Annotated in this window: 16 protein-coding genes; 11 read left to right on the forward strand and 5 right to left on the reverse strand. The window is 57.5% G+C overall.

What is annotated here, in order from left to right:
- The first annotated feature begins 74 nt into the window (after positions 1-74).
- The 9 genes from murJ (at position 75) to P8A24_RS03305 (ending at position 9988) form a co-directional block, all read left to right on the forward strand.
- Positions 75-1763 (forward strand): murein biosynthesis integral membrane protein MurJ, encoded by a 1689-nt coding sequence (murJ, locus tag P8A24_RS03265; RefSeq protein ID WP_278059697.1) that lies wholly within the window; start codon positions 75-77, stop codon positions 1761-1763.
- 1 nt (position 1764) lies between these two features.
- On the forward strand, positions 1765-3009 hold the full coding sequence (locus P8A24_RS03270; RefSeq protein ID WP_278059699.1) for a carboxylate--amine ligase: 1245 nt from the start codon (positions 1765-1767) through the stop codon (positions 3007-3009).
- A 358-nt stretch (positions 3010-3367) separates the two neighbouring features.
- Complete coding sequence (gene nrfH / locus P8A24_RS03275; protein WP_278059701.1) at positions 3368-3832, forward strand: cytochrome c nitrite reductase small subunit; 465 nt, start codon at positions 3368-3370, stop codon at positions 3830-3832.
- Between the two features lie 5 nt (positions 3833-3837).
- The gene (locus P8A24_RS03280) at positions 3838-5331 is read left to right on the forward strand and encodes an ammonia-forming cytochrome c nitrite reductase subunit c552 (RefSeq protein ID WP_278059703.1); all 1494 of its coding nucleotides are present in this window, start codon (positions 3838-3840) and stop codon (positions 5329-5331) included.
- A 79-nt stretch (positions 5332-5410) separates the two neighbouring features.
- Complete coding sequence (locus tag P8A24_RS03285) at positions 5411-6268, forward strand: tetratricopeptide repeat protein (RefSeq protein WP_278059706.1); 858 nt, start codon at positions 5411-5413, stop codon at positions 6266-6268.
- Positions 6268-6966, forward strand: coding sequence for a cytochrome c biogenesis CcdA family protein (locus P8A24_RS03290; RefSeq protein ID WP_278059708.1), 699 nt, complete (start codon positions 6268-6270; stop codon positions 6964-6966). The genes P8A24_RS03285 and P8A24_RS03290 overlap by 1 nt, the downstream gene beginning before the upstream one ends.
- A gap of 15 nt (positions 6967-6981) precedes the next feature.
- Positions 6982-8421, forward strand: coding sequence for a cytochrome c biogenesis ResB family protein (locus P8A24_RS03295; RefSeq protein ID WP_278059710.1), 1440 nt, complete (start codon positions 6982-6984; stop codon positions 8419-8421).
- Positions 8414-9271 carry a c-type cytochrome biogenesis protein CcsB gene (gene ccsB / locus P8A24_RS03300; protein WP_278059712.1) on the forward strand — a complete coding sequence of 286 codons (858 nt, stop codon included), beginning with the start codon at positions 8414-8416 and terminating at the stop codon, positions 9269-9271. The genes P8A24_RS03295 and ccsB overlap by 8 nt, the downstream gene beginning before the upstream one ends.
- Before the next feature lie 36 nt (positions 9272-9307).
- Positions 9308-9988: a TlpA family protein disulfide reductase gene (locus P8A24_RS03305; protein WP_278059714.1), complete on the forward strand. Its 681-nt coding sequence runs from the start codon at positions 9308-9310 to the stop codon at positions 9986-9988.
- Positions 9989-10082: 94 nt separating this feature from the next.
- Here the strand turns inward: P8A24_RS03305 and P8A24_RS03310 are convergent, their stop codons facing one another.
- Positions 10083-11324 carry a lipid II:glycine glycyltransferase FemX gene (locus P8A24_RS03310; RefSeq protein WP_278059715.1) on the reverse strand — a complete coding sequence of 414 codons (1242 nt, stop codon included), beginning with the start codon at positions 11322-11324 and terminating at the stop codon, positions 10083-10085.
- Positions 11325-11718: 394 nt separating this feature from the next.
- On the opposite strand from P8A24_RS03310, the gene P8A24_RS03315 reads away from it, so the two are divergent.
- A complete protein-coding gene (locus tag P8A24_RS03315) occupies positions 11719-12840 on the forward strand; it encodes a YdcF family protein (protein WP_278059717.1) in 1122 nt (373 codons plus the stop codon).
- Between the two features lie 90 nt (positions 12841-12930).
- Here P8A24_RS03315 and P8A24_RS03320 read toward each other — a convergent pair whose 3' ends face one another.
- From P8A24_RS03320 to P8A24_RS03330, 3 genes are all read right to left on the reverse strand, one after another.
- Positions 12931-13902: a lactate/malate family dehydrogenase gene (locus tag P8A24_RS03320; protein ID WP_278059719.1), complete on the reverse strand. Its 972-nt coding sequence runs from the start codon at positions 13900-13902 to the stop codon at positions 12931-12933.
- 279 nt (positions 13903-14181) lie between these two features.
- Positions 14182-14625, reverse strand: coding sequence for a MarR family winged helix-turn-helix transcriptional regulator (locus tag P8A24_RS03325; RefSeq protein WP_278059722.1), 444 nt, complete (start codon positions 14623-14625; stop codon positions 14182-14184).
- A gap of 228 nt (positions 14626-14853) precedes the next feature.
- Positions 14854-19404, reverse strand: a complete 4551-nt coding sequence (locus P8A24_RS03330) for a TIGR03773 family transporter-associated surface protein (protein ID WP_278059724.1) — start codon at positions 19402-19404, stop codon at positions 14854-14856.
- A gap of 584 nt (positions 19405-19988) precedes the next feature.
- Between P8A24_RS03330 and P8A24_RS03335 the strand changes: the two genes are divergently transcribed.
- Positions 19989-21599, forward strand: a complete 1611-nt coding sequence (locus tag P8A24_RS03335; protein ID WP_278060180.1) for a fibronectin-binding protein — start codon at positions 19989-19991, stop codon at positions 21597-21599.
- An 80-nt stretch (positions 21600-21679) separates the two neighbouring features.
- On the opposite strand, the gene P8A24_RS03340 is transcribed toward P8A24_RS03335, so the two are convergent.
- Complete coding sequence (locus P8A24_RS03340) at positions 21680-23092, reverse strand: hypothetical protein (RefSeq protein WP_278059726.1); 1413 nt, start codon at positions 23090-23092, stop codon at positions 21680-21682.
- Positions 23093-23291 lie beyond the last annotated feature (199 nt).

Here is a 23291-nt window from a genome sequence, read left to right on the forward strand (position 1 = left end):
GCTTGCCTCATGCGTGCCGGTGTCGGGAGGCGGTAGGCTGGGTGCGCTCGCAGAGCACAGGAAGAAGGAGTTTTATGGCGGCGAATGCAACCAGATCGTCGATCGTGATGGCAGCGGGTACGCTGGTATCTCGGTTGCTTGGCTTCGTGCGTTCGCCGTTGCTGCTCGGCGTCGTTGTTGGTGTGAATTCGATGGCGGCCGATTCGTTCGATATTGCGAATAAGCTCCCGAACCTGATTTACATGGCTGTGATCGGCGGAGTGGTGAATGCCGTACTGATCCCCGCAATCGTGCGCGCCATGGCGCAGGGCCAGGAAACCGGCGCAGCTTTCATTAATAAGATCCTCACACTTGCAACAGTTGGCCTGGGCGGGATCACGTTTGTCCTCACGTTAGCATCGCCGTGGCTGGTGTCCATTTTCGCGTCGTCTCTTCCGCCGGATTGGTACCAGGTTGCGGTGGCCTTCGCTTTTTGGTGTGTACCGCAGATCTTCTTCTACGGCATGTATACGGTGATCGGCCAGGTGTTGAATGCGAAGGAAAACTTCGGCCCTTACATGTGGGCTCCGGCGCTGAATAACGTGGTAGCGTGCCTGGGAATCACCGCGATGATTCTGGTGTATGGTTCGGCCACGCAAGCGGTGACGGGAACGGCGTCGGTATGGACGGCGGGGCGGATCGCGTTCCTTGGTGGAGTCTCGACGGCGGGGGTAGCGGCGCAGGCGCTGGTGCTCTTGATTTCGTTGCGTAAAGTGGGGGTTCGGTGGCGCCCGGATTTCGCATGGCGAGGTGCAGGTATTGGCAAGTCGGCTCGCGTTTCTACGTGGATTTTCGCGGAGATGGCGGTAGGTATTGTGCCGACGATTATCTTGACGAACGTTGCGGCGCAGGCCGCCGCCCGTGGCGACGCCAGTGGGATCGAGCGCGCCCGGATCGCAGGCAACGCGGGCTACTCCGCTGCCTATATGTTGTATTCGTTGCCGCAATCATTGATCGTGGTTTCGGTGGTGACGGCGATTTTCACATCGCTTGCTCGGAACGCGCAGGCGCAGAACTTGGCGGTGATCCGCCGCGATTCCACGCGTGCTCTCCAGGTGATCGGCATGTTGATGTTCTGGTGCACGGTTGGCCTGGTGGTACTGGCATTGCCGCTCACACGATTGCTCATGGCTACTGTGCCCCTCGCGCAGGCGAGTGCCGTGTCGGTCGTGTTGGTGACGATGTCGCTGGGCCTGGTTGGCGTGGGTGCTTCTACGGTTCTCAATCGCGTGTATTACGCTTATGAGGATACGCGTGGCGCATTCATGATCGGGTTGCCGCTGAAGTTGATGGGCATGATCGGTTATGTGCTGTCAGGGTTCCTTTCGCCGTCGCTCACGGTAGCAGGTATCGGCCTGACCATGGCACTGACGAACACGGTTTCGGTACCGCTGATGCTGTGGGATTTGCGCCGGCATATTGGCAAGATTTCGATGTGGCCGATTGCCTGGACGTATGCGCGCTATTTCGTGATCTCAGTGATCTCGGGTGTGTTCGGAATCGCTGTGGTTTCGTACCTCGACGCAGGTGCGCAGCTTCCGCTTTCGTTGGCGGTGTTCCAGGTGTTGATTGGCGGAACGGCGATCACGGCGATGTTTTTTGTGCTCTGCGAACTTTTGCGCATGCCTGAGGTGGCCTACTTTGAGCGGATGGTTTTTGCAGTGTTGGCGAAGTTGGGCGTGAAGCGTGTTGAGCCGCATTGGCCGCGCCACGGAAGGAAGTAACGTGATTGATAACCTGTTGCCGGTGATTTTTGGTTACGACATTTCGGCATATTCCTTTGCACGCTTGTTCCACGAACTTGGGGGATATCGTTCGCTTGTGGTGGCTGACGCTGATCGTGGGCCCATCCAGCATTCGCGGCTTTTCGATGTACGCAGGATTGATCGAGAGGTTCGTCAAAACGAGGATCGGTTTTTTGCTGAGCTCGGTGCGATTGAACGCGAGTATCCGGATCGCCAGCTCTTGCTGTTGATCAACACGGACGATGAGGTGGAGTTTGTTGCCCGCCATCCGCACAAGCTTGAGCGCTGGATTGCACCGTATTCGAGCGAGGATGTGATCGCTCGGGCTTCGAACAAAGAATCGATGGCTGAGCTTGTTACTGGCCTGGGGTTGGCGGTCCCCAAGCGCGCGGACGTTCGGATCGTATCGGAGTCGGGAGTAGAAGCGTGGGCTGCGGCACTGGAGTCGCTGACGTTTCCGGTGGTGGTCAAGCCGCAAGATGCGCGGTTCTCGCTGGATCGCTGGTGGAACCAAGGCCTGCGGAAGGTCAAGGTGCTGGCTACCGTACCTCAGGCGCTGGAGTGGTTTGGGATGCTCGCTCGCAACGGCGTGGAGACGAATCTGATTGTTCAGGAACTGATTCCTGGGCACGATACTGCGCAGTGGCTGGTGAATGGGTATGTGGATTCGAATGGTTCGGTCACGGCAGTGGGTAGCGGTCACGTACTGCTCGGTTTGCATCAGCCGGCATATATTGGCAACGCGGGCATCGTGCTGTTGGAGAAGAATGATGTGCTGATCGATCAGGCTACTCGGATCGTGAAAGCGGCGGGGATCCGAGGGTTCTTCTCGATGGACGTGAAGGTAGATCCGCGCACGGGTGTTCCTTACTGGCTGGATCTGAACCCACGTATCGGACGTGGCCATTATTATCTGAAAGTTGGGCGAGTGGATTTGGCGAAAGCGTTGCTCGACGACGTCGAAGGGCGGCCGGCGCAGTTCCAGACTAATTCGCGTACCGGTATTTTTTCGATCATTCCGCAGGCGATTGCAACGCGCAAATATGTGCCCGATGCAGATTTGTGGGACAAGGTGAAAGAAGCGCGTAAGGTGGCGAAAGTTGACCCGCTCGCTTATTCAAAGGATTGGCACATCAAGCGCTGGATCTATCGCACAGTTCATGGGCTCAATGAAGCGAAGCGGATGCGCCAGTTTTATCCGAAGCCGACGGAAACTGGTTTCTGAGATGATGCCATGGCGTCGTCAAACGATGTGTGGGTGAACTGGTTGGAGAAAAGCGGTTGTGGCACCACAAGTCCTGGGTAAAAACACATTTTTGGATCGTGTCACGAAAGTATAAAACTGCAGTATGTCGGGGATAAGTCGTGGTGTAGAAATTTTTCGTATGCGACAAAAGTCCTTCGTGTCGCCAACCTGTTGATGATTGCGAAAATTACTTCGAATTCTTTTTCGTGGAATTTTTTATGTGAAACGCGTGTCAGATAGATTGATAATGAGACTTGTAACGAAGCCATTGTTATCAAAAACTGGGAGGTGCGCGATGGAGCGGAAATCGTCTCGGTTACGCCGCATATGGCGTGCCGTGATCGGTCTCTTTTCAGGAAAGATGGGGCTCGCCCTTGCCGCAATGATCGGCATTGTGCTGGGTGTTGGGGCAATGACGCTCCACTATTCCGGATTCACGAAGTATTTCGGCAATGATCCGCAAACATGCAATTCGTGCCATGCCATGAACGAGCAGTACAACGGATACATCAAGGGGTCGCATGCGAATGTGGCAACGTGTAACGACTGCCATGCACCGCACGGCAGTTTGGTGGCGAAGTACATCAACAAGGCCGAAAACGGCCTGATGCACTCTCTGAAATTCACATTTGGGAATTACCCAGAGAACATCCAAATCAGGCCTCACAACAAAGAGGTCACTGAGCAGGCGTGCGTGTACTGCCACGGAAATTTCGTGGATCAGATTGCGCACAATTCAGTTCAAGCCGATGAAACGCTTTCGTGCATTCGTTGCCACGACGGCGTCGGACATAAGAGGTGAAGAAAATGAGCACCGAAAACAACGTGCCGGATGCTCAGCCTGCCGCAACGGCCGTGCCGCAGGAGAAATCCAGAACATGGATTGCTGGGGTATTGCTGGTTGTGGTTGCGCTGATCGCTGCTGGGATCACGTGGTTGCTCATGGATATTGCTGGCCATAAGCAAGAGGCTGCACATCCATGGAGCCCCGTGGCTCAGATTGACGACACAACGTTCGATCCCGCTGTGTGGGGTCAGAACTGGCCGAAACAGTACGAGGGATTCAAGGCGACAGCCGAGATGGAACCTGGTGCGGCAGTGGAGAACACTGATCCGTCGGTTCCGGAGGATACCCGTAAAACTAAAACCCATTCGAAGCTTGCAGTGGAGCCTCGATTGGTGAGCATCTGGAAGGGGTACGCGTTCTCGGTGGAATACAACGAGCCGCGTGGTCACGAATGGATGTTCGAAGATCAGAAGTTCGTGAAGCGCATGACGGATTTCAAGCAGCCTGGCGCATGCTTGAACTGTCACGCTTCGGTGCCGGCTGTTCTCAATTCGATTAACCCGAACGATCCGAAGGATGCGTGGGCGAAGATGAACAAGATGCCGTACGCCGAAGTCGCACAGCACGCCAAGGGGCCGCTTGCTTGTATCGACTGCCATGATCCAAAGACCATGAAGTTGACGATCACTCGCCCTGCCTTTATTGAGGGAATTAAGGCGGAGAAGGCTGCCGAAGGCATCAAGGATTACGACGTCAATCGTGATGCCACGAATCAGGAGATGCGGACGTTCGTGTGTGCTCAGTGCCACGTGGAGTACTACTTCAAGGGTGAGGAAAAGACCTTGACGTTCCCATGGACAAAGGGCTTGACCGTCCAGGACGCCATGGCGTATTACGACGAGGTTGGCTTCTCGGACTTTACCCACAAGGATACGGGAGCAAAGGTCATCAAGGCCCAGCACCCGGATTTCGAAACATGGAGTCAAGGAATCCATGCGAAGAACGGCGTGAGCTGTGCGGACTGCCATATGCCGTACAAGCGCGACGGAGCGGCCAAGGTCTCTGACCACCAGGTACGTTCGCCGATGGCAAGTGAAGCGCAGATCAACTCTTCATGTCTGACCTGCCACCACTCCACTGCGACTGAGATGAAGGATCGTGTGTCGAACATCCAGAAGCGGTGGGAAGGCGCCAAGGATACGGCGTTTACCGCGGTCCAGAATCTGATTGACGACATCGTGGCCGCCAAAAAGGCGGGGACGGTGAAGGACGAGGATCTTCAGAAGGCCTACGATTTCCAGCGCAAGGCGCAGTTCATCGTGGACTACTCGGTTTCGGAGAACTCGCGAGGCTTCCACGCTCCGCAATACTCGGTATCGATTCTGAACGAGGCTACTGATTACGCTCGCTCGGGCCAGTTGGCTTTGCGAGGCGTGAAGGTCGACACGGCACGCCCGGCGTCGAGCTACAAGGACATCAAGCCGGTTGACCGGCCCAGTCCAATCAAGAAATAGCATCGGCTCGGTAGTGGCGGCGCTCAGCGCCGCCACTACCGATTTTTACACACACGATTGAAAAATTAAGGAGACGGCAGTGACGAATGAACGTGACAATAGCCAAGACTTCGACGACGCCGTCGATATCGAGCAGTTTGAAGCAGAAACTGACGAAGGAACACAGTCGGCTGGCTGGTTCTCTCGCCGTAAGAAACACACGGAGAGCGCTCCCGTGAAGCCGCGCACTCACGCATCTGCGGATCCCGCAGCTGCTACGCAGGCCGCAATTGCGACGTCGGGAACGAACGCACGCATGGGGAAGCGGGGTTACACGAAACTTGAAATTGTTTTGGTGGTGCTACTCGCGATCTGCCTCGTGATCATTATTCGCCAATCCGGAGCAAATTCGTCTCCCACCTCATTGCCCTCGGGGCATCCTGATATTTCTCAGATGCAGGGGAATCCTGCTGGTGCGGGAAGTAAATCTGCGTCTGCGGGGCATCAGACGCTCGACGAAAAGAAGGTCGAGGAGTTGAAGAAGAAGCTCGAGGCGAATCCGAAGGATCTGCAGGCGCGCAAAGATTTCGGCAAGCTCTATTTCGATGCCGGATTCTATCAGGATGCCTCTGGGCACTTCGATGGCGCCCTTGAGATCGAGCCGAATGATATGGAAACCTTGCTGATCGCCGGTGTTGCGAAGTTTAATGTGAACGATTTTGATGGTGCTGAGAAGCTCTGGAAGAAGGCCACTGAAGTGGATCCGAGTAAGCCGGAACCATGGTTTGATTTGGGCTATGTGTATTTGATGCGCAAGCCTGTTGACGAGGCAAACCTTAAGGCCGCATGGGATAAGGTGCTCGAGCTCGCGCCTAATTCGGACATGGCCAAAGACATCAACGAATACCGCAAGAGCTCGGGGCCGAAATCAGCGACGAGCACGCAGGGTGCGAAGTAATGGAAATCGGAATTGCCGTCGCATTTGTGGCAGGGCTTGTGGCTTTCGCTTCCCCCTGTTTCCTTCCGGTTGTCCCTGTATTCATCGGGCAATTGATTGGAGGAACGCCAGGGAAGGTATCTCGCAAAGCCGCAGCCGTTCACGCGCTGGTTTTCATCGCAGGGTTCTCAGTGGTCTTCATCGGACTATGGGGATCGATCGCACTGCTCGGGAACGTCGTGGGTCAATACGCTCCGGCTTTACGGGTGACTGGTGGAGTGGTGCTCATCGTGATGGGCCTGCACATTGCCGGCCTGATTGCAATCCCGTTCCTAGATCAGACAATGGGCGCCGATATGTATAACGCGAGCACTCGCGGCACAGGCGTCACACGATCGGCGCTCATGGGCATTGTGTTTGGTGCCGGTTGGACTCCCTGCATTGGGCCAATTCTCGGCGGCATTTTGGCCCTCGCGTCGCAAAGTGCAACGGCGTTTTCGGGAATCGCATTAATGCTCGTGTTTTGTGCGGGGTTAGGCACCCCGATAGTCGCAGTGGCCGTCGGCGCTGTTGACGCCCGAGCGCGTTTCGCCTGGTTCACCCGCCACCACTCGGCGATCGCTGTTGTGAGCGGGGCAGCGTTGATCGCGCTCGGATTTTTGATGGTGACTGGGTTATTTGGGAAGTTAGTGAATCTCGTGCCGAGTGTGGCCGCTTAGGAAAAGGTGAAAGAGATGAGTGACCGCATGGATAACGGCCCTGTTGATGGGCTTGATGGTGTAAATTTTTCGGCTCGCCAGATCGCGCGTGCCGTCTATGCGTTTTTCTATAACAAGCGCGTGGGTCTGATTTTGATTTTGATCGTGAGCGTGCTCAGTTTGATCGGCGTTCTCGTTCCGCAGGTGAGTAACGAGGTACGAGCTCATCCGGAATCGTGGGCGTCGTTCCTTGATCGTGTGAGTGAAGTTTACGGTGGCTGGACTCGCGTCCTCGCGTTCCTCGGGATGTTTACGATTTTTTCGTCGTGGGTGTACTTGGGGGCGATGGTGTTGCTATGCCTGTCGATTATTGGCTGCACGGCGCATCGCCTACCGTTGTTGTACCGCAACGCGTTCAAACCTCACGTCAATGCTCGAGGAAGCTTCTTCGAGCGTGCCCGTCTGCGCGAGGAGTTTTCGACGCCGGCTACCGCCGACGACATCGAAGCGGCACTTCGCGTGCAGACGAAGCGTTGGCACGGGCGCGTTTTGGAAGGTCGCAGCGGGGAGGAACGTAATTTTTATGTTGATCGTTTCCGCCTTGCGCCCTTCGGTACAGCGCTTTCACATGCTGCATTCGTGATTATTATCTGCGGTTTTGTGGTGAGCTCAATGACGGGTTTCCGTGATGAGTCCTTCACGCTCACTGTGGGAATGGATAAAGAAGTTGGCCATTCGACGGGGCTGACAGCACGCGCTGAGTCATTCCGCGATACGTATTACGATTCGGGCAAGCCGAAGGACTATGTGACCGACCTCGTGATTTCACGGGGTGGGACACAGGTTGCACGCCAGGAAGTTCGAGTGAACTCACCGATGACAGTCGACGGCGTGACGTTTCACCAAGCGTCCTTCGGGATATCCGGAGTACTCAAGGTTGAGGATGCTTCAGGCAAGGTAGTGTTCCACGACGGTGTTCCCCTCACTTCGACCACGTCCGACGGTAATTACAGTTTCGGCACTGTCCGAGTCGATGGACTCGATGTGTACGTAGTGGCGTCGGCATCTGGCCACCAGAATGCGGATATCCGTGCGGGGCAGGCTCGCCTGGAGGTATACCCGGCGGGGGAGAAGACCCCGACGGCGACGAAGGTCGTTGACCAAGGCCAGGCAGAAAAGCTTGGCGAGCTCACGTATACATTTGAACGTGAAGCTCAGTACACGGGTATCCTCGTGAAGAACGATCCGGGAACGTGGGTGGTTTGGCTCGGCGCCGCATTGCTTGCTATCGGAACAACCCTGACGATGGTGTGGCGTCACCACCGCATCTGGGTACGAATCACTCCAGGTGAAGGTGGTGGCACGCGCGTGCAATTCGCCTCGCATGACAAAGCCGAGCTTGGCTTTGAACGCCAGTTCTCACAATTCGCACATTCGACTGTGGAAATTATTCAAAAGGATGTAACCAATGCTTGAGTTTTCTCAAATTCTTCTATTCGCCACCGCGATTTTGGTCGCTTTGGCCTTTACCGCCTACGTTTTGCTTACGTTCACCGCGTGGCGTACCCGTTCCCAGAAGGTGACCTCTGTGTCTTCGACGTCGGCGGGGAGCCAGCCCAAGGGAGTTGCGTGGTATGCGAGCGGGCTGGTGGTACTGGCACTCGTGGCGCTCACGGCATCGATGATTTTGCGTTGGGCTGCCACGGGGAAGGTTCCGCTTGCAAACCAGTACGAGTTTGCGACGTCGTTCGCGTGGGGGATGTTGTTATTCCAGGTGTACTTCAATCACAAATACCACGCGCGGACCCTCGCATTGTTCACCCTTCCGGTGATCCTTGCGATGCTGGTGTACATCACCACACTCAGCTATGAGAACGATCCGTTGATGCCTGCGTTGCAGAATTCGCCACTGCTCACGATTCACGTGTTCACTGCCGCGCTCTCGTACGGCGCCGCCGTGGTCGGGTTTGGTGCTGCGCTCATGTTCCTCCTTGCACCGAGGATTTCCTGGCGAGGTTGGCCCAAGCCGGAGTTGCTCGACGAGATTGCTTACAAAGCGGTGGTGATCACCTTCCCGCTTCTGACCATCATGATCATCCTGGGCTCGATCTGGGCGAATATTGCGTGGGGCCGCTACTGGGCGTGGGATCCGAAGGAGACTGCCGCGCTGGTCACTTGGCTGATTTACGGCGCGTACCTGCATGCTCGAGTGGTTCGCGATTGGCGCGGGAATAAGGCTGCGTGGCTTCTCGTGATCGGTTTCGTGGCGATTATTTTCACGTTCTTCGGCAATTACTGGTTCGGCGGCCTACATTCGTACGCCTAATGTGGGTCGGCACTGAGAAATATTCAGGGAGACGAGATGAGCGAGTATAACGACTCCGGGGCTGGACGTGATACCGAGCGAACAACTGGCGCCACACCTGCATCGCAGGGAAACTCCGAGCTAGGTAAGGATTGGCGCGCGCGCATCCGCGAGAGCAAGTTTGGCACGGTCATTGTGCTGGCAGTGACTGCGGCAATCGTCGTTGCCGGCGCCTGGACGCTCAAAGGTGCGCCGGTGGATTCTATGGCGGAGGGAACCGGCAAGGTGACCGCTGTTGATACAGGTGGAGCCAGCGTTTCGCCTCAAGTTGGCGCGACTGTTCCGGATTTCATGGGCACTGATATCAACGGCCAGCCCGTGCGGTTTTCGCAGCTGAAAGGAAAGCCCGTCTGGCTGTCATTCGTGGCTTCATGGTGTCAAGGATGTCGTGCGGAGATGCCGGATGTTGCTTCTGCAGCGAAGAAGTATGCGTCGCAGGGGCTTGAAGTGGTGTCGGTATTCGTTGGAGAGGATCAGGCTGCGGTTGCGGCGTACGCGCAACGCGCTGGCCTTGATTTCACGTTGATGCCCGATCCGACATCGGAGGTCTCGGCTCTGTACGGTACGCTCGGGATCCCCTCGCATTTCTTTATTGATAGAGAGGGGAAGCTCCGCGAGCACCCTGTGGGTGTTCTCAGCGAGGCTCAGATAGTGAAGTCACTCGAAACAATCATGTGAACGAAACGGTGGGTTCTGAGCGCAGGTTTTGCGCTCAGAACCCACCGTTCATCCGGCGGCCGTGATTATTCGCCAGTCGTCAAAAACTCACCGTTTATTCGGCAGCCTTTGTCAGTTTGGCGAGGAACGGCGAGACCACAAGCTGGTACGTGCCGATGAACTCTTCCACCTGTCCGTTGAGTAGGCGCTTGAATTTGAGCACGGAGGCATCTGGGGCATCGGGCCCAAAGTTCCCAGATACACCGAATGTGTTGTAAGTATCGAGCTCGTGTTCCACCGCCCAGCGGAACAGCGAACCTTCCACGGGGTAGTTGCGAGCGAACTGTACGAAGCGCTTGTCCATTCCGCCGAGCAATCCCACCAGCTCATTTCCACAGCGGAACGCGAGAGCGCCGTTGATCGCGATCTTGTCACCATATTGATCGAGAGTTGCCTGAGCTTCTGCACGTTGGGCATCGTTCTGCTCCAAGGCTTTGCGCTGTTGGGCAAGCTCTGTATCGCGCTTGGCAGTGGGCTTGCGCGCCTCGAGCGTGGCGATGCGTTCTTCGGTGGCTGCCCGATCTTCAGCGAGCTCGTCGAGGTAGCGCGCCGGATGCATGTAGGCGATGCACAGGAATCCATTCTCTGGCCCAACATCTTTCATCAGCTCGCTGAAAAGTGCGATCTGGTTGTGTGAAAGATCAGCCATTTCGTGACGATCCTGAGCCGCAGAGAACAGGCCAGTGAACGTTTCCCATGCCTCGGGCCCTTCGAATTTCACTTCCACACCGTAGCGTTCCGTGTTGCGGAAACGCCTGCGCAGAGTTTTCGAGATTGAACCGATCGCTTCATCGAAGTTCATCCTTGCAATCGTCTTGGTATAGATGTAGCGAATCTGCACGTCAGAGCGCTCATAGAACTCCGCATCAACATGTGTGAATCCGTATTGACGCAGAAGGGAATCAGCGTGCGCACCTTCAGCAAGCTCGGCGTGTACAAGCTCAATGTCCTCATAGCGGTTCTTCGCCACGATCGGGTTCACATCAAGAGTCAGCACGTTGCGCTGTGCCTTCAGATGTGCTCGCAGGCCGTCAAAGAACGCTTGCACACTGGCGTCGTCGTTCCAATCGAGGGTCGGACCATACGTGAGGTGTGCCTTGCGGAAGAGCTTCTTCCACGGCTGGTAGGTGAGCACGCCAGCGCCAACTACTTCTCCGTCTGCCTTCACACCGACGAACTCCGCTTGTGCGCCGACGGCATTTTTTGCGGCCGCGTATGCGGGGAGTTGGGGGATGAAGTGCCGGCGGTGGGCGATGAACGTTTCGTATTCGGCTCGTGTCAGCTTCGCGAATTCCATGCTCACTATTGTTCCAAATTTCTGGTGGCCGTGGGTGGTCCTCAGGTAGTGCGTTGTGTAAGACATCTAGCACTCGAAACGCAACTTGCTGGTGTTTGGGCAGACGGACATCACCGGTGAGCAGTAGGGGAGCGCCGGGCGTGAACGGAGGTGGCTTGTTATGCGAGCGACCTGCTCCAATGCGTCATCCTCGGCGCAAGAGCGAGACGAGGATATTGTGTAACATTCAACTATGCCTGTGGGTATAGACCGCGTTTTCAATTTTGAATAGTTAAAAGCGAAATTACTCTGCCACCGCCCGACGCCGATGCCCGGCCCGCGCCCGCCCGGCCGGGTCCGTGTTCGTCCAGATAGGATGTGTGCGACATGAACCGGCCGCGCGAGAGGAATAACGATGGACGAAGAGCTTTCCCGATTTTTGGTGGTGCTGGCTGTTGGATTGATCCTCCTGGCGTGGGGGCTTGTGCGCCTGGTGCGTGATCGCCGGCGAGCTGCAACTGGATTGTGGCTGCTCGCGGGTGGTCTGCTGACGTGGGTCGGGCTTGCGGCGCTTGTGTCGGCGGTTTCGCCGGCACTGGGTTTGTTCATGTTCTACGGGTTGCTCATCGGCGGGTTCCTGCTGGTCGTTGGGGTGTCGTTGGCTCTGATCGCGAATGGGTATTACGTGATGATGCGATACGGCGTGAATTTGGCGCGTGCGCTTCCGTTGGCGGCGGGCCTGGCTACTTTCGCGGCCACGATCTTGATTGTGTATATCAATTCTTCGGCGTTTGTTCGTGCCCTCGAATCGGCGAGCCCGCAAACGAATTTGCGCGTGCTCGCCCTCGCGATGTGGTACATCCTGGTGGTAGGCTATGTGGGTTTCAATTTGGTGGCCTACGCCCTTCAGGCATGGATTCACAGTTTATGGCCGCGCGAGGAGCGGTATGACGCGGTGGTTGTGCTGGGTGCGGGTCTGATTGGCGAGCGAGTCACGCCGTTGTTGGCGGGACGCTTGGATCGCGGTATCGGCATTGCTCGCGACGCCGGCGCCCGAGTCATTGTGTGCTCCGGCGGGCAGGGCAGTGATGAGGTGATTTCCGAAGCTGAGGCGATGAGCCGGTACGTGCACGAGGTGAGCGGGGACAAGTTCACTGTGCTGAAGGAGGATCGCTCCACCACCACGCGTGAGAATTTGCTGTTCACTCGCGAATTGTTGGAGAAGGTAGGAGCGGATGCGCTCGCGGCCGGTGCGGATATGGTAACGACGCCGGAGGGGGATCCGGAGTTTTCCAAGCCGGGCGAGCGTCCGTTGCGGGTTGCGGTTGCGACGTCGAACTTCCATGCGCTACGTGCGGGCGGGTTGGCTCGTCAATTGGGGTTGCCGTGGCATGTGTATGGTTCGCCCACGGCGCTCTACTACATCCCCACGTCGTTCTTGCGTGAGTTCGCGGCGAATATGGTGTTCCATTGGCGCCTGCACGCAGCGGTCGTGGGGCTCTTGACGTTGTTTATTGCTCTGCTGGCGATGATGTAGCAGGCACCCGGTGTCCGTGGTGGCGCTAAAACAGTGAACGTGGCAAGTTTTCCCGAGAAAACTTGCCACGTTCACTGTGTGGGGTGATTTCTAGTAGTTGCAGTCGGCGTCGGTCATCGCGCTTTGGATGGCGATCGCGGCGCGTTCTTTGGCCTCTTCTTCCCATGCGTTGAGGGTGAGTGGGAGTCGCTTTTCCACTCCCGCTGCGCCGATGGCGAGTGGGAACGACATCGCGACGTCGCCGTCGTGGCCCCACTCTGCGCGCAGGGTGGTTGAGCCGGGAAACACGGTTTTCTCGTCGAGGAGGTAGGAGCGTGCCATGGAGAGAGCGGCTTGCGCTACACCAGCGTTGGTCCAGCCCTTACCGTTGAAAACGGCGTAGGCGGCGTCGACGACGGCCTGCCCGACTTCGGCCGGGTCGAGGGGATCGACGCCGTAGGTTGTTGGCAGATCGGCGGTTGCAACCGCGCCTGCGGTGAGGTGGGAGAGGATGGGGAAGGCGGCCATGCCGTGCTCACCGCCCATAAATCCCGCCACAGAGGCGGGGGCGATTCCGACATGGTCGGCGACGCGGCGGCGCAGGCGTGCAGAATCGAGACAGGTTCCGGTTCCCCACACGAGGTGCTCGGGGTACTCGAATTCGTTTTGTGCGATCCACACGAGGGTATCGACGGGGTTTGTGATGATGATGACGGCAGCGGTTTGCGTGTGTGCCGTGATGTCGCCCATCACTTGGCGGATGGTTTCGGAGTTGACCTTCGCGAGAATTGCACGGTCGGGCTTGCCGGTGGGATCGTTTGGGTCGGGGAGCATCGAGGGGCCGGCGGCGACGATCACAACGTCGGCGTCGGTGTAATCGGCGGTGGTTCCTTCGTGCACGTTCACGTTGGTGAGCGTGAGCGCGCCGATGGCCTGGTATTGATCGAGTGCTTCGCCGTAGGCAACGCCTGGCGCAGTATCAATCACAGCGATTTCTCCGAAAAGTCCCATTTTCATGGCGTCGGTGAGCACTGCGCTTCCGACGTGTCCGGCTCCTGTAATTACAAGTTTGTGGGGCGTCATCTATTTCCTCCTGTATTTTCCCGACGCCGGTGGCTCGGCTGGTTCAAGGTTAACGGGTGGTGTGTGGCGTGTGTGGCCCACGGTCACATCGTGGAGGTCGACTACGGTTACCGCAGTTGTGCGGTAGGGGATTATCCCGCGAGTGCCAGTGCCAAAGGTGACGAGCGCCAAAGGCGTTGAGTGAAACACATAACGAGGAACTCAGGAATCCAGCCTCCCGCACGTTTATCGATGCCGGCACGAGTGTCTGTGGGCTGATCAGTGCTGTGGCCCTGCGGCTCACGGCTCGTCCGCCGAGACGTTTTCCTGCGCGGTGCGAATGAACTCCACGAACTTTTGTTGTTCGTCGGCGCTCATTCCCTTCAGGAGGTCAGATCCAGTGTGGGTGCCATGCTCGTGGAGGAAATGGATTGCGCGGTTTCCTTTATCGGTGAGGTGAATGACTTTGGCGCGCGCATCGACGTCCGAGGCTGTTACTTCGATCATGTCCTTTGCGGCCAGGCGTGCAACGAGGCCTGATGCTGTCTGGTGACGAACACGAAGAAAGTTCTTCAAGTGAGTGGTGGACGATTCTGGATTGTGTGAGAAAAAGAGGAGCGAATCGGCCTGCTCGGCGGTGAGCCCGACCTCTTTCAAGTGCTCGTTGCGGTTCGCGATGATCCGGTTCGCAAGAGTAAGGATTCCTCGGGCGACACGGAACTCGATGTCTGCGGGCTGATTCATATCGGGCACCTTTCTCCTTCTGTGCCCAACAAGTGTAGCACGCTGTATTTGTCGTTGTTGTGCGTCGTTCACTGTAGGAGACGGGCCACCTCGCGACGCGGCACCAGTGCACCGAGGGAACAGCTGCGAAGCCGTCGCCCGGGGAGAATGTTGCTCGTTCACCGTTGGATAGATGGGTGTGGCCCGGAAGGAAACCTTCCGGGCCACACCCATTGATCGATTCGTCACTCAGTAGCGTTTCTTTCGCATCCCGACGAGCACGCTTCCCACGGCGATCGCCGTGAGCATCAGGACGAGCCCCTCAGGCACACCGACGGTGCCGGTGTAGGAGAGGTTCGACGGGAAGCCTGCCGCCTTGAGCTCAGCCTTCGACGGCGTGCACGGAGCGCCAGAAGCAGTCACCCACTTGCCCTTCGGCATCGAGCTCACTGCTGAGCCCGACGTCGACGTCGGAGTGTCGGCTGCTACCGAACCACTGACGAGCTGCGGTCCGAAGTCGAAGTGGCCAGAGTTCGCACTACCGGAACCACCCACAACGAACGTGAGTGTGGTGTTGCCCGAAACGCGCTTGCCGTCCTTCGTCGTCGCCGACAGCGTCAAACCAACCTTGTACGTTCCCTCCTTTGTAAACATCCAGTTCGGGTGAACGTGGGTGTTCGCAGGAATCGTTGCAGTTCCGCTTCCGCGGTTGCCGTTGCCGGAGAACCAGGCCTGGCCAACCGCGTTCCCGAGGTTACCCGAGGTGAAGACCTCCATCATGCCCGGACCCGAGAACGAAGTCAGCGAGATCGAGGTCGCCCCCGAGATATTCTCCAGAGCGCTCGGGTGCTGGGTGTTCATTCCCAGCCACGGAACGCCACCGACCTGCGAGGATGAGATCATCCACACTGGGGTCCCCTGTGAAATCGCGCCAATATTCTGCGGTGTCGTCGCCTTCCCCGCATTCGAAATACCAAACGTCAACGACGACGGCGAGACCCACTTTGCGGGGACCGCGCGATCGTCCTTCACCATCGGAACCAGGTTCAATCCAGCGTTGCCTGCTGCAGGTGTGTTTGGCTTTGCTTCCTTGGCGGAGACTTCGTTCGCGGACTTGTCAGGAACGAACGTGCATGCCTCACGAGTCGACCCACCAGCGCTGCTCGACGAGTACGTTGCCGAAGGTGCCGGATCAGCGCCAGCGTTCGACGATCCATCGCCTGTGCCTGTCGTTGTGGCCTCGGAAGTGCCGTTCGAGGTTGACTGAGTGTTCGAGCCAGTATTCTTGTGCTCGCCGGTCTTCTTCTTAGGAGTTTGCGGCTTCTTCTGCTCAGCCTTCGGGGCAACCGCGCCCGGAAGCTTCGTGTTGTCTCCAACAACGATGGTGTACACCCCAACGTTCGACTTCACGGGATCGCCGCCCATTACAGGAGTTGACTCGGCATGAACAGTGAACGTGTAGATGCCTTCCTTCTCGAACATCCAGTTCGCGTGAACGTGAGCCGGGTTGACCTGATCGATGTAGTCGCCAGCGCTGATCGCAAAATTGCCGGACTTCAGCGCGGGGGCAACGCCGCCAAACGCGTCGGAGCGCGAGAGGAAGACCTGCCCAGGGCCCTCAACCTTGTCGAAGACGATCTTGGTTGCTTCGAAGTTCGGGCGTACCGCAGAGGTGTCCCATCCTGGCCACACCATTTGCGACGTGTCCGCGTCATTCGCCGGAAGGAAGAAGACTTCCTTCGGGAAGATGGAGGGGAACGTGTCCGGTGTGATGATGAAGCGGTCGCTCTTCACACGAAGCGCGATGCTCTCGGGCTTGTGTAGAACTGGCTTGCCGGTGGTGTCTTCCTTCGCGGCAAGGAGCACCTTGCCGTCCTTGGCGAACACGTTGAACAGGTCAAAGTGGCCGTGATCGAACAGCGTCACTTTTGTCTGCGGGTCGGCCTGCGCGGGGGGCTCCTGAGTTTCGGGAGCCACTGGAGTTGTCACGGATGCGTCCGGGCCCTTCTGTTCCGGAGCTTGTGAGGTCTGCGGGGCCATCGGCGTCGCCTCCGCCTTGGGGGCGTCCGGAGCCTCGATCACCGAGGGATCCTTTGCCTTGTTAATGGCATCGAGGATTGCGTCGAGAGTGTCGAGCTTACCGCTGATCTCAGCCAACTGGTCCTTGATCGCGTCCAGGGCCGAGTCGCCAGGCTGAGGCATTTCAGGCGTGTCGGCCTCGGCATTCGGCGTCGGAGTTGTGCTCGGAGCGGGTTGCTCAGTCGCATCGCCAATGAGCCAAGTGTATGTTGCCTCATTCGACTTGACCTTCACCGAATCAGCCTTTGGCAAGCCCATCAGTGAACCGGCAGCCAGAGCGCCCTTCGCGTCTTCTGCCTGAACCTTCATCGTGTACACGCCCGGCTGGGTAAACAGCCATGAGGTGTGCACGTGCATCGGTGTTTCCTGAAGAATTGAATCGCCCGAGTTCAGCTCCATGTTGCCGCCCTCGAGAGGGGAGACGAGCTTTCCACGACGGTCCGAACCAAACATGAACACCTTGCCACCTTCAGGAGTGGTGACCTTATTGAAGTGGATGCGAATCTGCTCGTACGCAGGCTGAACCAGTGTGGTGTCCCATCCGGCAAACGGAGCGTAGGTCTGATCCTCGCCATTTTGCGACAAGAGGTAGCCGTTCGGCGCGGTCTCCTTGGCAAGCTTGCCGGGGATATCACGCTTCGACTTGTCGCTCACGCGTAGGTAGAAGCTTTCCGGTGCGCGCAGCACGGGTGTCTCGCCTGTGGTGTCGTCCTTCGCGTTGAGGACGAGCTTCTTGCCGTCGGCTGACACGTTGATCAGGTCAATATGGCCGCGTGCGATCTCGAGCTTCTTCTCCACCGGCGCCTTCGGAGCGAGCGTTTCGTTGTCCTTGGGCGTTGGGGCCGACGTCGGAGCAGGACTCGGTTCGGGAGCCGGAGTTGGCTTCACGATTCCCGGAACCAGTTCGACCCATGGGAACGAGGCCTTCGGAGCCTCGGGGGTTGTGTCGTCGTTTTCGGACGGGGCAGAGGACGGTTCTTCAGTCTTCGGCGTCTCCTCAGCCTTCGGCGACTCGCTCGCAGACGGGTCAGGGGCGTTGGTCTTGGGATCGCCGGCCTTCGCCTCTGGAGCCTTGTCGAGCTCGGACAGATCGCCGGCAGCATCCTTGTTTGGATCGGCGTCGTTGGGCTTGACGAACCAGTTGTATGTCTTCAGCGAAGATTCCACCGGTCCAGATTCGGTCTCGGCAACTACCTTCGCTTTGATGACGTACTTACCCGGCTTGGTGAAAATCCAGTGGGTGTGCTTGTGATACGAGGCAGGCACGGAGAACGAGGCGCCGTCCTCAACATAATACTTGCCGCCGTCGAGCACGGTCTGGAACGTGCCGTCGAGGTTGGCGTCCATAAACGCGAGCTTGCCAGGGCCCGTGATCGATTCGAAAACGACTTTCGCGTTCTTGACTTCGTTCTTGGTGTACTGGTTTGAAGCAAAACCAGGGTAGAGACCCTTCTTTGCCTTCACCGAGGGGGAGATGTAGCCCGTGGTTTCGCCGCCGGGCAACTTGTACTCCAGGCCGGTCTCGTACGTGTCGGCGTTCATGACGAAGCGTGCCGACTCGGGCGTGCGGATAACGCCCTGACCGGTGATGTCTTCCTTGGTGAGGAGGTCCACTGACTCAAGGTCGCTGGAATAGACATAGAATGCGTCCAGGTGTCCTCCGGCGAGGGTTGCAGGAGTTTCTACAGGTTTCCAAGCAGCTGGTGGAGAATCGACCCAGTCGGGCGTGCCATCATCCTCGTTATCGCCGAACAGGCCACCCCAGTTCCATCCAGAGCCAGTATCTTGAGATTCATCGGTTCCGGGAGTCTCGGTATCTTTGGTGTCCGGTTCGGGCGCATCAGCGGAGGGCGCCGCGGAAGTTTCGCCGTCAGCTGGAGCATCGGCATCGACGTCCTCTGAGGGCTGTGTGCTCGGGGTATCCGTGGGGGTAGGTGCAGGTTCTGTCGACGGCGCGGCCGATGGCTCTTCCTTCGGAGCTGGTGCTGAACTGCTGAGATCTTCGGCTCGGACGCCCTGTGGGCGGTCTTTAGCTGTTGGATCCTCGCCGCGGTCAACAACTGGTGACGCCGGGGATGAATCGTCTTCGGACTTGGTGACTTTGTAGGTCTGGGTCACTTCCTCGCCGCGGATAACCTCGCCATTCTTGACTCCCAGAGGAACGACCTTAAATGTGTAGTCGCCAGCCTTCTGGAAGTACCAGTGCGCGTGGGTGTGTCCGAGGATAGGCAGGTAGGTGCCCTTCCTGATGAAGTATTGATCTCCCGCAAGGACTGGGGAGATGTCCTCATCGTTGGTCAGGTTGTTGCCATAGAGTGAAAGCTCACCCGGGCCTTTCACATCAGTGAACAACACCCCGAGTGCGGTGAAGCCATTCCCGGTGGGGTTGCCGCTCCAGCCGGGCTCAAAGTAGGAGCGTTGGTTCACCGAGTAGTATGCTGTATGGCCGGTCTTCTCGAACTGCGCAAACTCGTAGGAGCCGTCATCGTAAGCTGAGGGGTCAATGATGAATGTGGCGTTGCCGTCGTAGACGGTGTTTGCTAGACCGTTTCGTGTCTTCAGAACGGGGGTTCCGGTATCCGTCACGACGTAGAAGCCGTCCGTGTGGTTCTCGGAGAACACCGGGCCGTCGGCGGCTGTTGCGGCCACCGGCGTCGTCGACACGAAGAAAAGGCTGGCGGCTGCCGCAAGAACGGCAGACTTCAGAGCTTTCATCTTCATTTTGTTTCTTTCTAATTCACTGCTGTTAGGCATGAGGAATCGATAGAAATTCCTGAGCAAGATGCTAACAAAAATGAGTAGCGTTCTCATGTAGTAGTGAGGTTGATCGCACTAGGAGAGTTTCACTCGTGCGTTGCGCCCCAATTTTGGAGCAAAATCCGTTTTCGAGTCGAATTGATATGTGGGTGTCATATAATGGGTGAAACTCTTTTCAAAACCTGCTTGTTATCGAGTGCGGCGCTTATCTGCAACCGAGCAAAACACTCGAGAAATAACTGGTGAAAAGAGTTTCACAATTCGATGGAAAGGAATCTTGTGAGTTCACTACGCAGATTCAGTAAAAGAGCGTTGACTGGCGCTGTCGGTGCGGCGTTGGTGGGCGGCGTTGGTGCAACATTCGTCAGCCCGGTCCAAGCCGCGCCTGCTGACACGCAGCAGTATCACATTGCGGAAAAACGGAGAATGACTATTCGTATGTCCTCGCGGTCACTCCATTACCCAAGTACCCGAACTATCAGCGGTACTTTTTTACGAGCCTCTTTAAGGTAGTCAACGGAACGGATCAGATCCTGCGCGCTTACTGCATCGAGGCAAGCGAGCCTGTAATTTATGGCAAGGCCACCACCTACACGGTGGACGCCAAGTCTTACGAGCCTATTCGAAAGAGTGCGGCCAACCACTTCAAGGAAGAAGAAGTCCAGAAAAAGGTTGCGTGGATTTCGCAGAACTCGTACCCAACACTCGCTCTTGAGCAGGTGCGCACGAAGTATCAGTTGCCGAACTTAACTGAGAAGCAGGCGATTGCAGCAACACAAGCTGCGATTTGGCATTTCACCGATGGCTTCGATGTCGACATGACGAAGTCGCGCGCAATTCCAGATGCGGATAATCTTGCCGATCATCCGCACTGGCTCGAGAATACGGATGCCGATGAAGTCCGCTCGGCGATCGAGCGTAATCTTCCGGTTGTGAAGGCGGAGAACGGCGAGCGCATGGCGAAGCTGTACGAGGCGTTGATTGGGCAGCAGAACACGGGTATCGAGCTCTCCGAGCTCACGCAGCCGCATGTTTCGCTCTCGAAAGCCACTGTGCCGTTCGAGGCAGGGGAGCTGGCTGGTCCAGTCACTGTTTCAATCGAGAATGCCGAGAGCGCGTCGCTTGAAGTGTCTCCGAATCTTCCTTTGACCGACAAGTATGGTGTGAAGATTAACCCGGCTGAAGTCAAGCCTGGGCAGCAGGTGTATGTGGATGCTCGGGGGGAGACAACCAAGGGTGAGGCTCTGATCACTGCAACCGTGAAAAGCAAGGTTTTCAACGGCAAGATTCTTATCCCCACTCAGCCCCTGAAGAGTGGTGGTCTCTTTGCGGGCCAGAACGTATTTCTGATGCAGCCGGCCGAGGCGCGCGCGAAAACCGACGTGACGCTCTCCTGGACGAGCAAGCCGACTCCGACGCCGACTCCGTCGGATACTCCGACGCCGACTCCGTCGGATACTCCGACGCCGACTCCGTCGGATACTCCGACGCCGACTCCGTCGGATACTCCGACGCCGACTCCGTCGGATACTCCGACGCCGACTCCGTCGGATACTCCGACGCCGACTCCGACTCCGTCGGATACTCCGACGCCGACTCCGACTCCGTCGGATACTCCGACGCCGACTCCCTCGGATACGCCTATTGCCGGTGGCGGTAACTTCGTGGATTTCACCGAAGATACCCAGCCGGGTGATTCTGGTTCGAATGGTGGACAGACCACCGAAGAAGATTCGCAGGTCCCGTGGATCGAGATCGGTGGCGGTGGGGTCATCGATTTTACTGAGGACACCCAGCCAGGGATGTCGGGTTCCAACAGTGGTGAGACCACTGAGGAAGATACGCGTATTGTGACCTACTCGGGGTCACCGACCCCGTCGGAGACCCCGACCCCGTCGGAGACCCCGACCCCGTCGGAGACCCCGACCCCGTCGGAGACCCCGACCCCGTCGGAGACCCCGACCCCGTCGGAGACCCCGACCCCGTCGGAGACCCCGACCCCGTTGTCGACTCCGAGTCAGCCGGGCTCTACGCCGAGTCAGCCAGCGCCGCGAACCAAGCTACCGTTTACTGGTGCGTCGGTAGGGGCGATGGGAATTCTGGCATTGCTTGCTCTGAGCGCCGGTGTAATGATCACTGGGCGTCGTCGCTTTGAGTAATAGGTGCCGATCGCTTAGGTGAAGAAATAAGAGTTGGGGGCCACCGGGAAACCGGTGGCCCCCAACTCTTCCTTCTGTGATCAGAAGGCGTAAGGCATTGCGTAAACGATGAATGCGTTGTAGCTCGACTGCTGGCGGAGCTGCCAGAATGCTGGGCGCTGCTGTGCGCGGAATGCCTCAGCGTAGGCACGCTTCGCGGCCTCGTAACGAGCCTGGGCTGCGTTGGTACGCTTGATCGCATCTGCGAGCTTGGCTCGGGATTCCTTGGCCGTAGCCACCGCATGCCGCGCCTGCTGGGCGCGCTCCGAGGTGGCCTTTACCGACTGCTGGGCGAGATCGACGCTGTATGCCGCATCCTCGTACGCGAGTTCCGCTCGGGAAACACGATCTTGGGCATTCTTGACACCCTTACCAGCTTGAGCAAGAACAGCGGAGGCTTCCTGGGTGGCTACGCGTAGTTTGGCAAGTTCTGGTTCGGCCCGTGCAATGTGTGCCTGGATGTACTTCTCCCAGATCTCACGCGAGTTAGGGGATGCGAAAGTGTTGAGGATGTTGTTGGCCTCGTCTGTTGCCTCGACGGCGGCCTCGTATTCGGCCTGTGTCGCAGCGAATTTCTTCTCTGCCGCAGCAAGTGCATCCTTCGCCTGCTCGATGGCTACGCGCGCTTGGGCGGCTGTCATCGTCTTCTTGGGGGCGGAGGCCTTCGGCGTAGATGCGCCGGGGAGAGGCGGCGCCGGCGGGACTGCTCCAGGGAGCGGGGGAGCAGGGGGAACATCGGCGGGAGCGGACGTTGTCTCAGCCGGCGCAGGTTGTGTTGCGCCCTCGGGAGCCAGAGCGGCTTCGAGTGCTTCTTCGGCTTCGCGAAGTGCAGCCTTTGCCTTGCTGACCTCAGCACGCAGAGGAATCAGCTCGAAACCGAGGTGGACGCTCTTTTTCGCCAGGCCAGTAGATGCCTTGAGTGCTTCTTTCTCGCCATCAGTGAGCTCGTGTGCAGAAGCGATCTTCTCCAGAAGACTACGGTTATACTGCTGACCTTCCTCTCCCGTGCGATAGTCGGCTTCCTTCTTGTTCGCTGCTGTCTGGGCAGCGTCCTGGGCGTTCTTCGCTACAGTAAGAGCAGCTTTCGCCTCCTTCAGTGCTGATTCGCTGGCCGAAAGCTTCGCCTTAGCTTTTGAAAGGCCGCTCTCGGCGGCTGCCAGCGCATCTGCCTTTGCGTTGGCGATTGCCGTGGCGCGCTGGATCTCCCATGTGCTTGGCGTTGTGAGTGAGATTCGCTTGGCCTGATAAACGGCCTGAACGTATTCGCGTTCAGCGCGATCGAGAGCGGCTTTGAGGACACTCAACGAAGCTGAACGTGCCGTGTATGAGTGGTCGGTGGAAACGTATGTGCGTGTGCTGGAAGTGTACGGGTAGGCGTTAGCCGGTGCCGCCACTAAAAGTGAAGAAACGGCAAATGTGCAAGCCGCAGCGGCTCCAGTGAGCTGATATTTCATTGTGTTTCTCTTTCATGGTTGCGAAAAACTCAAAATAATCTGTGAAGTTTGTGTGACTATGATGAGTGCTTATGTGAATGAGTGAAGGTATAAGCGTGATCAGCCTAGCAGGATGATGTCGAAAAGTCCTGAGAACCCGATCATTTGTGATGACCTGCGAAAACATCGGTAAACGAATATTTTTGAATGTAATGTAAAA

Source organism: Arcanobacterium wilhelmae (assembly GCF_029632765.1).
GTDB classification, from domain to species: domain Bacteria; phylum Actinomycetota; class Actinomycetes; order Actinomycetales; family Actinomycetaceae; genus Arcanobacterium; species Arcanobacterium wilhelmae.

Excerpts from the sequence above, each read along its gene's own strand:
- murJ (WP_278059697.1), top strand. The coding sequence starts at position 75 with ATGGCGGCGAATGCAACCAGATCGTCGATCGTGATGGCAGCGGGTACG.
- ccsB (WP_278059712.1), top strand. The coding sequence starts at position 8,414 with ATGCTTGAGTTTTCTCAAATTCTTCTATTCGCCACCGCGATTTTGGTC.
- P8A24_RS03280 (WP_278059703.1), top strand. The coding sequence starts at position 3,838 with ATGAGCACCGAAAACAACGTGCCGGATGCTCAGCCTGCCGCAACGGCC.
- P8A24_RS03340 (WP_278059726.1), bottom strand. The coding sequence starts at position 23,092 with ATGAAATATCAGCTCACTGGAGCCGCTGCGGCTTGCACATTTGCCGTT.
- P8A24_RS03325 (WP_278059722.1), bottom strand. The coding sequence starts at position 14,625 with ATGAATCAGCCCGCAGACATCGAGTTCCGTGTCGCCCGAGGAATCCTT.
- P8A24_RS03310 (WP_278059715.1), bottom strand. The coding sequence starts at position 11,324 with ATGGAATTCGCGAAGCTGACACGAGCCGAATACGAAACGTTCATCGCC.
- P8A24_RS03295 (WP_278059710.1), top strand. The coding sequence starts at position 6,982 with ATGAGTGACCGCATGGATAACGGCCCTGTTGATGGGCTTGATGGTGTA.
- P8A24_RS03330 (WP_278059724.1), bottom strand. The coding sequence starts at position 19,404 with ATGAAGATGAAAGCTCTGAAGTCTGCCGTTCTTGCGGCAGCCGCCAGC.
- P8A24_RS03305 (WP_278059714.1), top strand. The coding sequence starts at position 9,308 with ATGAGCGAGTATAACGACTCCGGGGCTGGACGTGATACCGAGCGAACA.
- P8A24_RS03315 (WP_278059717.1), top strand. The coding sequence starts at position 11,719 with ATGGACGAAGAGCTTTCCCGATTTTTGGTGGTGCTGGCTGTTGGATTG.
- P8A24_RS03290 (WP_278059708.1), top strand. The coding sequence starts at position 6,268 with ATGGAAATCGGAATTGCCGTCGCATTTGTGGCAGGGCTTGTGGCTTTC.
- P8A24_RS03320 (WP_278059719.1), bottom strand. The coding sequence starts at position 13,902 with ATGACGCCCCACAAACTTGTAATTACAGGAGCCGGACACGTCGGAAGC.